General features: G+C 36.9%; 12 protein-coding genes. 2 read left to right on the top strand and 10 right to left on the bottom strand.

Annotation, left to right across the window (positions count from 1 at the left end; translation table 11 throughout):
* Positions 1 to 2 precede the first annotated feature (2 nt).
* The 8 genes from CEF19_RS22265 to CEF19_RS22300 form a co-directional block, all read right to left on the bottom strand.
* Positions 3 to 845 (bottom strand): pirin family protein, encoded by an 843-nt coding sequence (locus tag CEF19_RS22265; protein WP_100408080.1) that lies wholly within the window; start codon positions 843 to 845, stop codon positions 3 to 5.
* 17 nt (positions 846 to 862) lie between these two features.
* On the bottom strand, positions 863 to 3,199 hold the full coding sequence (helD, locus tag CEF19_RS22270) for an RNA polymerase recycling motor HelD (protein WP_100408081.1): 2,337 nt from the start codon (positions 3,197 to 3,199) through the stop codon (positions 863 to 865).
* A gap of 107 nt (positions 3,200 to 3,306) precedes the next feature.
* A complete protein-coding gene (locus CEF19_RS22275) occupies positions 3,307 to 3,558 on the bottom strand; it encodes a sporulation protein (protein WP_100408082.1) in 252 nt (83 codons plus the stop codon).
* A 304-nt stretch (positions 3,559 to 3,862) separates the two neighbouring features.
* Entirely contained in the window at positions 3,863 to 5,806 is a 1,944-nt protein-coding gene (locus CEF19_RS22280; protein WP_227522062.1) for an ATP-dependent DNA helicase, read from the bottom strand.
* Positions 5,807 to 5,866: 60 nt separating this feature from the next.
* Positions 5,867 to 7,789, bottom strand: coding sequence for a vWA domain-containing protein (locus tag CEF19_RS22285; RefSeq protein WP_100408083.1), 1,923 nt, complete (start codon positions 7,787 to 7,789; stop codon positions 5,867 to 5,869).
* A 21-nt stretch (positions 7,790 to 7,810) separates the two neighbouring features.
* On the bottom strand, positions 7,811 to 8,680 hold the full coding sequence (locus CEF19_RS22290; RefSeq protein ID WP_100408084.1) for an ATP-binding protein: 870 nt from the start codon (positions 8,678 to 8,680) through the stop codon (positions 7,811 to 7,813).
* 361 nt (positions 8,681 to 9,041) lie between these two features.
* On the bottom strand, positions 9,042 to 9,842 hold the full coding sequence (locus CEF19_RS22295; RefSeq protein WP_100408085.1) for a DNA-methyltransferase: 801 nt from the start codon (positions 9,840 to 9,842) through the stop codon (positions 9,042 to 9,044).
* 57 nt (positions 9,843 to 9,899) lie between these two features.
* The gene (locus CEF19_RS22300) at positions 9,900 to 10,823 is read right to left on the bottom strand and encodes a DNA adenine methylase (protein WP_100408086.1); all 924 of its coding nucleotides are present in this window, start codon (positions 10,821 to 10,823) and stop codon (positions 9,900 to 9,902) included.
* A gap of 161 nt (positions 10,824 to 10,984) precedes the next feature.
* On the opposite strand from CEF19_RS22300, the gene CEF19_RS22305 reads away from it, so the two are divergent.
* Positions 10,985 to 11,641, top strand: a complete 657-nt coding sequence (locus tag CEF19_RS22305; RefSeq protein ID WP_100408087.1) for a PDDEXK family nuclease — start codon at positions 10,985 to 10,987, stop codon at positions 11,639 to 11,641.
* Positions 11,642 to 11,845: 204 nt separating this feature from the next.
* Here the strand turns inward: CEF19_RS22305 and CEF19_RS22310 are convergent, their stop codons facing one another.
* Positions 11,846 to 14,023: a choice-of-anchor I family protein gene (locus tag CEF19_RS22310; protein ID WP_100408088.1), complete on the bottom strand. Its 2,178-nt coding sequence runs from the start codon at positions 14,021 to 14,023 to the stop codon at positions 11,846 to 11,848.
* Positions 14,024 to 14,177: 154 nt separating this feature from the next.
* The gene (locus CEF19_RS22315; protein ID WP_100408089.1) at positions 14,178 to 15,161 is read right to left on the bottom strand and encodes an aldo/keto reductase; all 984 of its coding nucleotides are present in this window, start codon (positions 15,159 to 15,161) and stop codon (positions 14,178 to 14,180) included.
* 367 nt (positions 15,162 to 15,528) lie between these two features.
* On the opposite strand from CEF19_RS22315, the gene CEF19_RS22320 reads away from it, so the two are divergent.
* Positions 15,529 to 15,729 (top strand): cold-shock protein, encoded by a 201-nt coding sequence (locus CEF19_RS22320; protein WP_100408090.1) that lies wholly within the window; start codon positions 15,529 to 15,531, stop codon positions 15,727 to 15,729.
* Positions 15,730 to 15,847: the final 118 nt, after the last annotated feature.

Below are 15,847 nucleotides of genomic sequence, written 5' to 3' on the forward strand. Positions count from 1 at the left end.
CATTACTTAAATTTCCCATCCCGATAATCAGCAAATGCTTGATAAATTTCTTCCTCTGTATTCATGACAAAAGGACCTCTGGCAACCACGGGTTCATTAATTGGCTTACCGGCATAAAACAATAGTTGACTTGTCTCCAGCGCATTTATAGTAAGCTGACTTGAAGTCGTATCCTCTACTGAATCAAGCAGTGCCACATCCCTTGTTTGAACCATTTGCCCGCTTTCCCCAACTTCGGCTTTTCCACTAAGGACATATACAAATCCATTGTAAGCAGGTGGGATATCTTGGATATAATTTGTTCCTTTCTCCATTGTAATTTCAACCATATTAAATGGAATATAATTTTTCGTCTCTGCCACAAGACCATTCGACCTTCCCGAGAAAACACGGATTTTGACTCCATGCTCTTCTTTTGTTGGCATCTCTTCCCCTACTAGGTTTTGATAACGAGGTTCTGTCATTTTATATCCACTAGGTAAATTTAACCAAAGCTGAAGTGAATGAACAGTTTCTCCTTCGAGAGGATCCTCACTATGAAGGACTCCTTTTCCAGCCGTCATAAGCTGGGCATCCCCTGGATTAAGAACTCCTTCACCCGCTTGGTTGTCTGAATGTTCAAGGACTCCGTCAATAACGTAGGTGAACGTCTCCATTCCACGATGTGGATGTAACGGAAACGTTCCTCGCTTGAAATAATCTTCTGCTAAAAGAAGAAACGGATCGTATTCCCCCCAATTACCCGGTTCGAGCACAAGTCCTGATGAATGAGTCTCACTATTTTTTTGAATTTCTACACGCTTTACAAATTTAATTGAACGCTCATTTTTTTGTAACTTATCCATCGTTACCTCCTTGATGTTTAACTCGTAAAACCATGTTTTGTATCCTCTATATATGTTTCTTTTGGAATATCTTTTAAAAACGGGAAAACATCTTTATAGCAAATATCTAGATTATGCATCGCTCGCGTACATACCGTGTAGAATAAATGACGCTCACTTTCTTTGACATAGCTCGAAGCGTTATAGACGATGACGGCGTCAAACTCAACTCCTTTTGCTAAATAGGAAGGAATGATGAGAGTACCTTCATCATAGCCGGTGGAGGTTTTTGTCATGAGCCTGATTGACAACAATTCTTTTAATTGTTCATAAGCTTGCACGCACTCTTGTGCTGTTTTACAAATAATTGCAACTGTACGTTTTCGTTCGTCTCTTAATTGGCTTACTCTTTTCACCAACCATTGATATAAATCACCATCTTGTTTAATACGTGTAATGATAGGTTTATTTCCTTCACGATTAAAAGGTTCAATGTCCGCATCAATAATGGATTTCGTGCATTCGGTAATTTGTTTTGTTGATCGATAGCTTTTTGTTAACTCATACGATTCTATCTCTTCGTGTTTAAATAGTGACTGTAAAGATGACTGAAAAGAAGATAATAGTGAATGCGTATAAATCGACTGATGCTTATCTCCTAAAACCGTCATTTTTGCTCTAGGAAACATGCTCTTTATAAAGGCAAACTGAAATGGCGAATAATCTTGTGCTTCATCAATAAAGACATGCCGAATGATAGTATTCATTTCGAACCCTTCAATCTTCCCTTTTAAATATAAGAATGGCGTGGCATCTTCAAAAGGTAATACACCTTTTTCAATCTGACTTGTCGCCTGCTTAAACATTTCCCTACCATCTTTTAAATCTGAAAGTTGACTAATCTCTTTAAGAAAAGTCATATATATTTTTGGGGCATCCAAGAATCGAATCTTTTTTATTGCATGTCGGACTTTTTTAAAATGTCTTTTTATAACCATCGTTTTCAGGATTTCTTCCTCACGATCGTAATCATAAAAGCTATCGTCTTTAAGGTCTTCATTTTGTTTACTCACTCTGTTAAACGCATAAAGATAACTTTCTTTATCAAGTAATTCTATTTCCCTTTCTACCCATTCCTTTCTGCGTTCTTGCTTTTCCATTTCTCTAAGCTCTTTAAGTAAGCGTTCGCAGACAAGGTTGATGCGATTTGGGATCGATAGAGTTGGATCAAGTTCATAAAACCAAGTTTCAATCATCTCATTTGAGAACAAGACTTCCCCTTTTAAATTTATCTTTTTAAAAGCAAGGCCTTCCTCATTTAATTTCTCCACAAATACATCCATCTCTTCCATAAACCGAATCGATGATTTAAATTTAATTCCTTCTAATCGAGCAAAATACTCTGGTTTTTCCGAATCAGTTAAGACATATTCCATTTGAGAAAATCCATCTTCTAAAGAAAACTCGTCTCCTAAACGATGCTCTATATAATCTTGAAACGTTGTTTGTTGCATATTCTCTTCCCCAAGTTCGGGTAAGACACTACCAATATAACTATTAAACATTGGATTAGGTGAAAATAGAACTATCTGATCGGCTTGTAACGTCGTCCGATACCTATAGAGAAGGTAGGCCACTCTTTGGAGAGCAGCTGAGGTTTTCCCACTTCCAGCAACGCCCTGAACAATTAAGATACGGCAACGTTCATTACGAATAATTTGATTCTGTTCCTGCTGTATTGTTGCAACAATACTCTTCATTTGCGAATTAGCCTGTTCTCCCAATACTTCCTGAAGCATTTCATCACCGATTGTAATGCCAGTCGTAAACATATGCTCTATCTTCGCTTGCCGAATGATAAACTGCAGTTTTTCATCAATCGTACCGGAAATAGTCCCAACAGGTGTCTCGTAACTTGCAGTCCCAGGCCCTGAATCATAATACAAACTTGAGATAGGTGCCCTCCAATCATAAACATAAAAGTCGACGCCATTTCGATCCACAAATGATGCCGTTCCAATATAAATAGCTTCTCCTGCTGTTTCATCCTCTTCGGTAAATATAATTTTACCGAAATATGGCTTATCCTTGAGCCTATGTAAACTTCTCAGTTGTTTCACATCATGCTGATGACGACGTTCCTGCTCAGATAACACTTCTGCCTGTTGCTTAATACTAGCAACTGTTTCAGCTGTTTCTTCCGCATTCTCTAAATTAACGGTAACATCATCCCAAAACTTTTTTCGGATATCAACAACATCTTCTTTTACTCCCCCGACCTTCACTTTTAGTTCCTCTATTCGTTCCCCAATTTGAGCAACGACGCTGTCTACCCGTTCCTGTTCCTCCTGCAAATTTCTATCTTTATTATCCATATGTCAACTCCCTTTTCTGCTTCTTATAGAAATGGAAATTTCCTTACATTAAGAGTAAGGGCATTGTTCAAAAAAAACAATGCCCCGATTTCCGTTATACTCATACCTTAAATTAATAATTCATAAACTCCACTTAATTGCGCAATTCTTTGTTCATCCTCTTCCTGACGGGCGTAACCTATTTCTTTCTCTAGAATTAAATTTAAAATCTCTGCTTCTCCATCATCTAATCCATTTACAAAAGCTTCCTCATTCTCGTACGAGTGCTGCTCCAATCTGTTATAGATTCGTTGACAGATTTCGTGATTGTCTACATGGTTTGATAATGATTCACGTAAATAAGCTAAATTCGTGTCCAATATATACCATCCTCTCAGCTATTATATCCCTACATCATTAGGATGGAACATCTAATCTTGAATATACATCGGAGTAGTTAACTGCTTTTTCGCCACATAACTAAACAGAAAAAAATAATTCAGATAGAAACCAATTCTGGAAGAGATACAGCGATACTTACTGCTTAGAGGGGCACTAAAAAAGTCCCTTTTAGCAAATTAATGGCTCCACACGTTGCGCTCATTGCTGAAAGGCCATTGAAAAAAGATGAAAATCGCACCTTTTTCATTGGCCTCTAAATATTACTATTCGTCTTTAAGACATTTAAGAAATCCCCACTGGGGCAATCTCTTTAATTAATCCTAAAAGCTTCTCATCTTCATGTATTCGTTCGTCTAAAATTGAAACGATTCCTCGGTCAGCGTGAGTACGAATTAAGCGACCGATCCCTTGACGTAAACGAAGCATCATGTACGGAACATCCACGTCCCAATAGGCAGAGCTTGCTGCATTTCGCTTGGCTTCAAACACTGGATCCTTAGGAGGAAATGGCAATGACCAAATAATAACGTTTGAGAGAGATTCTCCAGGTATATCTAAACCTTCCCATAAACTAACCGCACAAAGGACAGAATTGATGTCCTCTTGAAATTTAGAGATAAGTTCACTAATTTCCTGCTCCCCCTCGAATAAAAAGCGCCATTCATTAAAAGATGCCGTATTTCCTACCGCAGTTTTGAATTGTACTAATTCTTCTTCACTTGTAAACAGAAGTAAGGCTTTACCATTGGTTTCTTTCAACACACTATACGTATAATCAAGCTTATGTTCAAAAGCTTTCTCGTTTTGAATATTTGGTGCATAAAGCTTCATTTGATTTTCATAATCAAACGGTGATTCCACAGTAAATGATTGAAACTTATCAATTCCCAAACTCTCAGCTAAGTAGGAAAACGATTCATTTGTTGATAATGTTGCTGAAGAGAAGATAAACGGAATATGTTTTGAAAATACTTTTTCTTTTAATACTTCTTCAACTAGACGTGGCATAATAACTAGCGTGAAGCCTTGCTTATCCTCAGTCACCCAAGAAATAACATTATTTCTTTTCACAAAAATAGAAAGCGCATGTTGAATCATATCTAAATGTTCTTCTACAATTTTTAATTGATACTCATTAATCGTATAAAGTTCACTTTCAAAAACAATCTCATCTTCTAGTCGCGAGATTAACGAGACAAAACGACTTGCTTCAGAGATAACGATCTCTTCATTGACAAGCTCCCTTCGATTGGAACCTTGGACCACTTTTGAATGATCACGCAGTAAAAATGACAAATGAAGGCTTTGCGAAATCATTTCGTCAACAAGAACAGCAAATTCTTCACGTACATTATTTTCAAGTAAGCGCGTCAGAAGTTCTTCTAGGACGTCATGTCGATATTTATATGTTAATGCCTTTTGTGCGGCAACTTCTAGTAAATGTCCTTCATCAAACACAACTGAACTTGCCTCAGGTAGAAGCGGGAGCTGTCCTTCTCGTTTTCTTGATTCATACGTCCATACATGTTCCATGTAAAAATCATGAGAGCAAATAATTAAATCTGTTGACTTCCGGTAATGTTCCCGTGAAAGGGTTTGGCCACAACGATGTCGCTGCTCACATACGAAACAGTCTTGAAACGAATCCCAACCTACTTTATTCCATTGCTCATTCGTAAGCGTTGGATATTCTTTCCGATCGCCATAATGATAGTATGATTGCATCGTTTGATTTGAATGTACGAATGGTGGTAATGAAACATACATATCGTCATAAATTTCATGATAATCTTCTGTTTCTCTTTCTTGGTCAAGTTTCTGTAAGCAAAGATATTGGTCTTTTGACTTAGCAAGTCGTACATCAATCGACAATCCTAACAAGTTAGAGATTTTCGCAATGTCCCCTTCTTTTTTTACGAGCTGTTCAATTAATGATTCATCAGCACAGGCAATAATCGCAGGTTTACGTTTATATCGTGCAAAGCATAATGCATATAATAAATAGACAATCGTCTTCCCTGTTCCAACACCTGCTTCAGCAAACATTATTTTATTTTCAATAAATGCTTTCTCAAGTTGAAAGGCCATAAAAATCTGCTCATCACGCAGTTCCATTCCTGCTTCGGGTAAAATATCATAAAACACATCCCCAATCCATTCATTTAGTTGTTCAAAGAATGGACGTTTCGGGTCAAAATTAAAAGGTAACTTCTCATAATTGCTCACTCAATCTTCCTCCATATCTACTATGTGCAATTGCTTCATCAGATAAATCATCTGTTTCGACTATAACGACTTTAAAATCAACTTTTTTAATAAAGGGGCAAATTGCTCAGGTAATTTATCAACACTCGGAATGAGAACATGCTCTTTCCCATAAATATTACGCATTGTTTTCTCATCGGTTTCTTCTATGTCCCCATCTGCTAAAAACATGCCGATTACGTCAATCCCTTGCTTTCTAGCATGCAACACTGCCTCATGTGTATCGACAATTCCGTTCTGATCATAAGAGTCTGCAGCTGGTTCACCGTCAGAAAACACTAGCAAAAACTTATGTTTTTCTGGATGTCTAATAAGTTCTTCTGTTACAACGCGGATGCTAAAGCCATCACGGTTGTCTTCTTCAGGTTGTAACTGAACAATTTCCGCACCTATGCTATGAATCGACTGTTCGTAGGAAATAACCCGATGAAAGTAATTAGGTTGAAATCCCTTTTTTACTTCGTTCGCATCTTCCCAAAAACCAATAATTTCATGAGGGATTCTAAGTTTTTTTAGGACTTCATGAAATAATGTAATTCCTTTTTTTGTCTCCGTCATTTTATTATGCATAGAAGCAGAGCAATCGACCAATAAGGTAAATACCGCATCAATATCAGATGATGGACTGTTTTTTTTATAAAAGACTCTCGGCACGGCCTCAAATGTAATTGGTAACAGTTTTTTTGAGAGACGTCCATAGAGTAAGTCTCGCTTAGGATTCGTTTTTTTATGCTCCAACGTTTTTTCAATCGTTGATGCTAACTTTCGACGATAACCATCGATCTCCTCTACAAATGATTGATACGTACTTATTTCGTCCATTGTCAGTGTGGTCACATGCTTATCGACTCCTATTGCATACTTGTTTTCCTCACCGTATTTCGAAGAAGCACCAGCTTGCTCCTTCGATTCCGTTTCTTGCAAGGCTTCAAGAGAAGAATAATCTTTCTCCTTACTTTTCCCGGAGGCTCCTTGAATTGACGCCATGGCCTGGTCACCGTCCTCACTCTCCCGTGCACCATCCCCGAGCATATTTGTTTTTGTCCCACTCTCTAGTTCAAATTGAAGAAAGGTTTGATTTGTTTGTTCATCTGCTTCAATTTCCCTGTGCCACGTTGAAAAGGATTGCTCGGAACTATCATTATCTTGTTGGTCACCTGCTGCCTCATCATCATTTTTTAATTCTTCGTTTCTCGTTAAATCATCAAAGCTTGTCTCTTTTTTTAAGATATTATTTTGTTCATAAAACGGATAGACAAAATATTCATTCATCGAGTCTCGTTCATAATCTGACGTTAAACGAAATACAATGGTTTCACAAATTCGTGCAATATCTGACGTGCTACTTGCTTCAAACACTTCGTATATAGTCGGCTTAAGAACATCAAGTAACTGGCATTGCTTCTCGTTTGCCTCTTGGAAATTCTCATGAAACGTCGTCGCTTCTACCGTTAAAAAAATCAAACAAAAAAGCTCATCGATGAAATAGCTCATCGTCTTATTGGTTAGAGCTTGACTGCGATAATATTTTTTTAAAGTTTCTCTGCGAATCGTAAATAACTTCTCAGTTCCAGGTCGTTCTTTCTTGCATAATTCCTCAATTCGAATATCTTCAAATAATGTAAACAGCTGTTGTGCAAATTTTTTAAGATGAGTCGGTTCCATTAACTTTTTATAATTATTTAAAACATCTTCATTCGTATATTTTCTAGTGCCAATCGCACGTAAAATAAGGTCGGTTTTATAACCGGCAACCATCTCCAAATTATTTCGATTGTCCCAAAAGTGACTCGCTGTTATTCGGTTTTTAGCTTGGTCAATATAGTGCCCGAAATGATAGTCAAATTCTAATTCCTCATTTTCTGCTAGCACTCCGGCTAAATCCTGAAGCTGGAGAAAAAGGTTTGTATCGACTTTTGAGTCATTAAACAAGATAAATTTCATCTATTCTCCTCTTCTCAAAGCTTAAAATAAAGTATCTGCTAAATTTTCTACGATTTCCTTTTCTCTATCTTCGTCCAATTTATCAATAATAGACCGTTTTATTGCTCTTAATGGTGGAATGATTGAGGCAAGATCACACGCATCAAGTAATGCACGAATCGACGTTGCATCCTCGGACAATTTACCTTGTTTTGATGCTAAAATTAAGTCTTTTGACAAACGAACAAATTGTTCAATCGTTTTTTCATCTATTAATCGCGTTTCTACACGTATCAGTCCTTCAAGCAACGTTCCTTCAACATAAGGTACCTCAATAATCACAAAACGATTTTTTAAGGCTTCATTCAATGGGACCGTTCCGACATAACCTTCATTTATTGCTGCGATAACACCAAAGCCTTGTTCAGCTTTAACAACCTCAGCAGTAAAAGGATTGGTTAACGTTTTTCGATAATCAAGCACACTATTAATTAATGGTAATGTTTCAGGCTTTGCCATATTGACCTCATCAATATAGAGGAAATGCCCTTTTTTCATTGCTTCTACTACAGGTCCAGATACAAACTCAATGGTCTGTTTACCGTCCACGGAATGTAATGTTTTAAAGCCCAATAAACTTTCTGCATCTAAATCGACGGAACAATTCACCATGTGCATCGGTCTTTGAAATAGTTTTGATAGGCTTTCTGCAAATTTCGTTTTGCCTGAACCTGTTGGACCTTTCAACAAAACATTCTTCCCCATTGTTAAGGCGACAACAGCATCTATCACCAAATCAGAATCAGGCGACACATAGCCACCTTTTCCAACTAAATGCTCATATTCATCGGAATACTTCAATCTCTCTTCCGAAATTAACGTTAAAATTTCATTAGATAATATATGTTCCATTGCTATCCATAATCTCCTTTATTGTTCAAACGCTTTACTGTCTATCGTACCATATTTTTCTCAATTACATGCGTTTGCTGCTTATTCGTCTAGAAGGAGAAGTTTGAAAGAGGACACTGAAAAAGAGTGCTTTCCTATTTCAGTGCCCTCTTAGTAATGCGTGGAGCCGTTGCCCGGTTTTAAAAAGCCTTGCTATGAGTGATTTTCTCATAGCAAGGCGCGCAACGAGTGAAGCCATTCCTACTTCCTCGAAATGCTTTCAAAGGGTTTTTCAGTGGCCTCGAAAATCGTCCTTTTTCAGTGGCCTTAATGCTATCTTATCTATCATTACATTTAGTTTTAGCCTAATACAATGTCTATGTTAAAAAATACTGAGTTGAACATCGTCTTTGTACCTTTTTTCAGTAAGGGATAAGAATTCTTCTTCCAAATCAATTCCAATATACTTTCGGTTTAGCTTTGTTGCCACAATGCCTGTTGTTCCACTCCCATTAAAAGGGTCAAGAATTAATTGATTTTCTGTTGTGGAGGCTAAGATAATTCTTTCTAACAAAGCAATTGGTTTCTGTGTTGGGTGTTTGCCATGTTTTTTTTCGCTTTTTTTCGTAGTGGGGATGTCCCAAACATCTCTCATTTGTTTACCATTATTAATTTCTTTCATTAAACTATAATTAAAGTAGTGCTTAGCTTTCTCACTCTTCTTTGCCCATAAAACGGTTTCTGTCGAGTGGGTAAAATATCGGCAGGCTAAATTAGGAGAAGCATTTCTTTTATACCACGTAATATTATTTAATATTTTATAGCGTAATTCATTTAACGCCATGCCGATGGAGTAAATATTATGAAACGTTCCAGAAATCCAAATCGTCCCATCCTTTTTTAAAATTCTTTGACATTCTTTCAGCCAACTTGTATTAAACGTATGAATTTCCTCAAGTGAATTTAACGTATCCCATTTCCCTTTATTTACGGACACCATTTTTCCAGAGCTGCAGGTTATCCCGTTATTAGAGAGAAAGTAAGGTGGGTCCGCAAAAATCATATCAACAGATTCATCATTCATTTTCTTTAATAACTGCAAGCTATCTTCTTTCACTAAAAGAAACTCATCATCTTTAAAAAAGATATTCTCCTTATTTAGTTCATGAAAAATCTCAATCATTATTCCAACTCCTAGTAAAGTACTTGAATACGTCCGATACCTAGTCTCAGTTATTTTTTAGAAATTGGTAATTAATAACTCACTTATTGTTCCGCGACTACCGCCTTTTGAATTTATATTTCTTCTAGCACTAACTCGCTCAATCGTAAAACCCTCATATAAATCATCAAAAAAGTTGTCATCTTCATCCACATTTTTGGGGTCGGAATTACTAAGCATTAATAAGGCACCCCTTTCATGTAGTTCTCTATAATATGTAGCAAGCTCTTCTTGCTCTTTATCAGTAAAGTCGAATTTACTGTATGCCGTAAAACTAGACGATGTATTTAAAGGTCTGTATGGCGGGTCAAAGTAAACAAACGTTTCCGTATCAATCACGTCTCTACTTTCTCTATAATCCCCCAAATGGATGTGAACCCTCTGCAAGAATTGATGAGCTAATTGAAGATTATCTTCATCACAAATTCTTGGGTTTTTATAATCTCCAATCGGAACATTGAATAATCCTTTTTTATTCACTCTAAACAATCCATTAAAGCAAGTTCGATTTAAAAAAATAAACTGCCCTGCACGTATCATCTTTTTTTCATGATAAGACCTAAAATCAAACTCCAACAAATCTGAGTTGAAATCCTGTCTAATTTGGTAATAGTATTCTTTCCTAGCTTCCTTGTCCAGTGGAATAAACTCTAGCTCAAATTTTTCTAAAATGCTGATAAGACTAGCGACATCCCTTTTTATCACTTCATATACTGTATATAATTCAGGATTAATATCCCAAATATAGGCTTCTTCAATCTCATATTTTTGCACAATATCGAACAATACGGCCCCGCTTCCGGCAAACGGCTCGACATATTTCTTAATATTTCTTTCTTTTAATAGGTCCCGGTAGTATGTTTCAAAGGTATTTAACAGTTGTGTCTTCCCACCAGCCCATTTTAAAACAGGACGAGCTAGTTTACTTGTATCAGCTATCATCTATACAAACCTCCATTTATCACAAATAAACCCTAGTTATAATCTCCTACAACCTATATAATTATATTGGGAAATTAATTTTCGGATATTTTCAAAAAAAACGTACTACAAAACTATATTCATTACTTAGTGTCTGGTCAAAAAATATGAGGTGATTATAAATGAAACTTTTAGATGCATTAGATAAAATGCAAAATCAAACTATCAATGATATCCCCTTTGAAACTTTATTCAAGGATATCTCAATTGATTTGATTAATAAAGGAAGAATTGGACAACTTCTCGAAATTCTTTTAGGTTTACAGAATGGCAATAGCTTAACCGATTTTGAAGACGGAGAATTAAAAACAAATAAAGCAAAGGTAAATGGACTTCCAATTGAAACGATGTTTATCACCCAACTGGCAACCCAAGTTGATGATTTATTAAATAATATAGGTTTTGAGGAATCTCGATTATATCAGAAAATAAATCGATTAATCTATATCCCTGTCGTTAAAATGGGAGAACCAACTGACTGGTTCTTTAAAAAACCAGTTTATTTCGAAATGATAAAAGGAGACGCCTTTTATCATCAACTAGAAGAAGATTTCCATACCATCATCGAACAAATGAAAAATCATATTAAAACAGACGGTCAGCTTCATACGTCAAGCGGAAAATACATTCAAATCCGAACGAAAGATTCAAAACCCTATAGGCCTATCTATTCACACGTTTACAACGCTCCTATCTCAAATAAGAATTTTGCATTTTATTTTAAAAAATCCTTTATGACCGATCTCTTAAAAAAATCTGTGGACTATCCTGATATTTAAAACGCCGCGAGAGCTTAAGAGGACACTGAAAAAAGGGGGATTTCCCCATTTCAGTGCCCTCTTAGTAATGCGCGGAGCCGTTGCCCGGTTTTGAAAAGCCTTGCTATGAGTGGTTTTCTCATAGCAGGGCGCACAACGAGTGAAGCCATTACTGCTTCCTCGAAATGCTTTCAAAGGGTTTTTCAGCGGCCTCTATAGTTTTACCTATTTTATCTCTTGTAAAAGCAAAGAAAGTACTTTTGCACTTTCAGCTCTCGAAGCTGTATGTTTAGGTAAGAAATACCCTTTTGAGCCTTCCATAATACTTAATTGATAAAGTGTTTGAACTGCATTTACTGCATAATCATCAATTTTATCTTTGTCTTTATATTCATTCTCACCTTCTACAACTACCTTTGTCCCAGTCTTATGTTCAATGGCTCTAACAACTATCGTAGCCATTTGCTCTCTTGTTAAGGGATCATTTGGGGAGAACAAACCAGACGATCTTCCTTTTGTGATATTAGCGTCATAGGCAGCTTGCACTTCGTCTCTTGCCCATTCCCCTACATCTGAGAACTGATAGTTAGGTGAAGTCGCCTCTAATCCAAGCGCTCTTGAAATCATAATAGCAAACTGTCCTCTTGTTACCGATTCATGAGGAGCAAAGCTCATATCTTCTTTCCCTGTGACGATACCTTGACGAGTTAAATCGTGGATATAATCATAGGCCCAAAATGACTCGTCCACATCAGTATATGACGGAATTCCCTTGAATTCATAGACTGCTACTGTTCCGGAAACTTCATGAGTGGCGGCTAGAGTGGCATGGCCAGTAGGGCTATTTTCTGCTGTGATAAATCTTAATCCTTCAGGAGAAACATCTCCCTTTACATCCTCGGTGAAATCACGACTAGATATGAATGTAACAAAAGTAGGTTGTTTCGGATTGCTTAAGTCATAAACCATAATTCCACTCATTCTCTCTAAGGCAATAAAAGCGTACGTAACTCCTTCAATGCGCCCTGTCACCACAGTTTCTGGTTCAGGTCCTTTTGCAGAACTCCGTTTGTCAAAATCAATTTCATCGTTCGTAGTATTAAAGTAAGTAGGTAACGCATCGGCAATTAGTTTTTCAAAATCAGAACCACTATCAAAAACGAGCTCCATGGTTTCAGCATCAAATATCGAAAAGCTTCTTGCACCATAGGAATATAACGCTTCATATTTACCTTCAACGAGTCCGTCCTCTAAAGTGATTTTAGTTTTAGACAACGTATCGAGCAACCCCTCCTCTACTAGTTGATCTAATTCAGCTTGAGAATACCCTTCGTAATTATCAGCATTCAATTGAATGTTGTCTGAGATATCCTTAATACTTGCTTCTTCGGAGTAGCCATCGTAATCTCTTGCGTCACCTTCATTTGGTGTAAGAATATACGTTTTATCCCCTACTTGGAAGGTCTCTATCGCATCAGGCATATAGAATCCAAGCAGTGGCAGTTTCTCAATAGTTATTTCGCCGTCTCTTTTCCCATCTAACTCATTTCCAGCAACCGAATGATCCTTTACACCTAAACCCTTCACACTTGTAATTTCTTCTTTCTCTAAATCAATCGTTGCAATCGCATTGTTTTCTTGTAAGGAAACATAGGCAGTTTTGCTATTAGGAGTTACGCTCACGTATTCAGGCTCCAGCTGTTGCAACACAGACCCTTTAGAACTAACACGCACTTCGTCATCAAGCATATCTTCAGTAAAGGAAAGTGTACGTACTGTTAATGACATGTCTTCTTTCATATCCTTTTCAATATCGATAATTGATACTGTCCCCTCTGGATCAACAAGGTAATCGTCACTAGGCTCACCTTCATTGGCAACAATAGCCTTCTTACCATCTGGAGAAAACGTGACCATATCAGGTAATGAACCTACCTCTGCTTTCGTTATATAGTCACCGTCTTTTGTTAAAAATAATATGTACCCTTGGTCCGTTTTCGGAACGCTTACAACTGAAAGGGCAATGAGGTTCTCTGTTGGATGTGAGGCAACACTGGTAATATCATCAACATTTGATATTCCAAAATCTTTTAAATAAATTCTTTTTGAGGTTGTAATTTCTTGAAATTCACCTGACTTTAATGATTCAAACGATAGAATATCCAGTGCCTCATCCGTTCCATTGGTGACGAAGGCTTTCTTGCGCAATTCGTCATACGCTAAAATTTCCGTGCCGCCCTCTCCAACCTGACTGTCATATTGAGCAACTTGATTAATCTGTAATGTATCTCCTTTGTATTGGAAAAATGGCGTTTCATATGTAGCTTGTACTGAGTTCAGTGGAAATTGAGTAAATGCAAATCCAAAAGCAAGACTCGTTAGTAATGTCTTTTTAAACTTCATATATTCCCCTCCTATAAATTCATTCAAGGTAAAGTATATATATTCAATGTGAAGGAATAGTAAAGTGGATTTATAAATAATATGTTTTCTTTGTAAAAGGGTACTATGAAGCCACAATCAAAAAAAGCCGAGCGCATTGGCTCGACTTCTCTCCTTAATATTTTCCGCGTATATGTTGAACAATGTCACTTTTGTAAAATTGACTTAACTTCTTAAGTTCTTCTTCTGAAAAACTTGGGGTGTCTATAGCTTCCAAATTTCCATCAACTTGTTTCACATTTTTAAAACCTGGAATGACGCAGCTAACTTCAGGTTGATCTAAAATCCAACGCAACGCCGCTGAAGTCATACTTCCTCTTCCGTCTGCTATCCATTTCAATTCATCACTTAATTCAACCGCTTTTTCAAAAGGAAGCCCTGCGAAGGTTTCACCGACATTAAATGCTTGACCATCACGATTGAAATTACGGTGATCATTTTCTTCGAAAGTACTTGAAGCGGTGTATTTACCTGTTAGTAATCCACTTGCAAGCGGAAGTCGCACAATTATCCCAACATTCTTTTTTAAAGCTTCCTTAAAAAGAGAGTCTAGTGGCTTCTGACGAAAAATATTAAAAATAACTTGAAGCGAAGCAACATTCTCATGTTCAATACAAATATGACCTTCTTCCACAGACTCTACACTTACACCATAGTTTCGAATAAGTCCCTCTTTTTGTAAACGGTCTAATGTGTGAAAGACTTCTCCGTCCTTAAGTATCTCTGTGGGAGGGCAATGAATTTGATAAAGGTCTATTGCGTCTTGTTTCAATCTTTTTAGACTTGCTTCAGCATACTCTTTTACCTGCTCATAGGAGTATGTCTTCGGATCTGAAATATCGCCACTTCTACAAAACTTGGTAGCAACATATATTCGCTCAGAACGCTCCTTGAGTACTTGTCCGATGATTTCTTCACTTCTTCCTCCCCCGTAAACATCAGCTGTATCAAAAAAGTTAACTCCCTGGTCAATTGCATGTTTAAGAGCTTCAACGGCATCAGTTGTTTGCACATTTCCCCAATCACCGCCAATCGCCCAAGTTCCAAAGCTAACTTCGCTAATTTTCATATTCGTTTTACCAAGAGTCCTAAAGTTCATATGAGGTTTTCCTCCAATTAAGTTAATGTGTTCGATAATTATTGTAAGGGTTTTCTTTAAATACTGCAAAACAAAAGCATAATCAGCTAACTAATCAAATCCTCCCCATAAAACACTCTGATTATATAGGATATTTTATTTTTTAATGCACTGTAGACTATCCAGAAAAAGTAATTTATTTAAGTGAGTGAGCATGTTGAAACCTTGCTTTCTAAAAATAGATATGCTATTATAAGGTTAATTATTTTTGTTCGTTCTTAAGATGGAAAGTAGGAATACCAACTGTGTTTTTTCCTCTTGCAATTTTATTAATGACGAAGATAGTAATACAATGTGTACATAGGTGCATGCAATAGGAGGAAACAACATGTTAGAAGGTACAGTAAAATGGTTTAACGCAGAAAAAGGATTCGGTTTCATCGAGCGCGAAGGTGGAGACGATGTATTCGTACATTTCTCAGCTATCCAATCTGAAGGTTTCAAAAGCCTTGAAGAAGGTCAAGCTGTAACATTTGAAATCGTTGAAGGTAACCGTGGCGAGCAAGCTGCTAACGTTCAAAAAGCTTAATAATGCATAAAAGACTCCTATATGGAGTCTTTTTTTTGTTGCAGTGGAGAATTCAACTTGATACTATAATCTCTTCACTGGTAGTCTTCTCCAAAAATATGCAAAAAACCCTCCTAAA

The organism is Bacillus solitudinis (assembly GCF_002797395.1).
Classification (GTDB): Bacteria; Bacillota; Bacilli; order Bacillales; family Bacillaceae_D; genus Halalkalibacter_A; species Halalkalibacter_A solitudinis.

Excerpts from the sequence above, each read along its gene's own strand:
- CEF19_RS22290 (WP_100408084.1), bottom strand. The coding sequence starts at position 8,680 with ATGGAACATATATTATCTAATGAAATTTTAACGTTAATTTCGGAAGAG.
- CEF19_RS22315 (WP_100408089.1), bottom strand. The coding sequence starts at position 15,161 with ATGAACTTTAGGACTCTTGGTAAAACGAATATGAAAATTAGCGAAGTT.
- CEF19_RS22320 (WP_100408090.1), top strand. The coding sequence starts at position 15,529 with ATGTTAGAAGGTACAGTAAAATGGTTTAACGCAGAAAAAGGATTCGGT.
- CEF19_RS22305 (WP_100408087.1), top strand. The coding sequence starts at position 10,985 with ATGAAACTTTTAGATGCATTAGATAAAATGCAAAATCAAACTATCAAT.
- CEF19_RS22295 (WP_100408085.1), bottom strand. The coding sequence starts at position 9,842 with ATGATTGAGATTTTTCATGAACTAAATAAGGAGAATATCTTTTTTAAA.
- CEF19_RS22310 (WP_100408088.1), bottom strand. The coding sequence starts at position 14,023 with ATGAAGTTTAAAAAGACATTACTAACGAGTCTTGCTTTTGGATTTGCA.
- CEF19_RS22300 (WP_100408086.1), bottom strand. The coding sequence starts at position 10,823 with ATGATAGCTGATACAAGTAAACTAGCTCGTCCTGTTTTAAAATGGGCT.
- CEF19_RS22265 (WP_100408080.1), bottom strand. The coding sequence starts at position 845 with ATGGATAAGTTACAAAAAAATGAGCGTTCAATTAAATTTGTAAAGCGT.
- helD (WP_100408081.1), bottom strand. The coding sequence starts at position 3,199 with ATGGATAATAAAGATAGAAATTTGCAGGAGGAACAGGAACGGGTAGAC.
- CEF19_RS22285 (WP_100408083.1), bottom strand. The coding sequence starts at position 7,789 with ATGAAATTTATCTTGTTTAATGACTCAAAAGTCGATACAAACCTTTTT.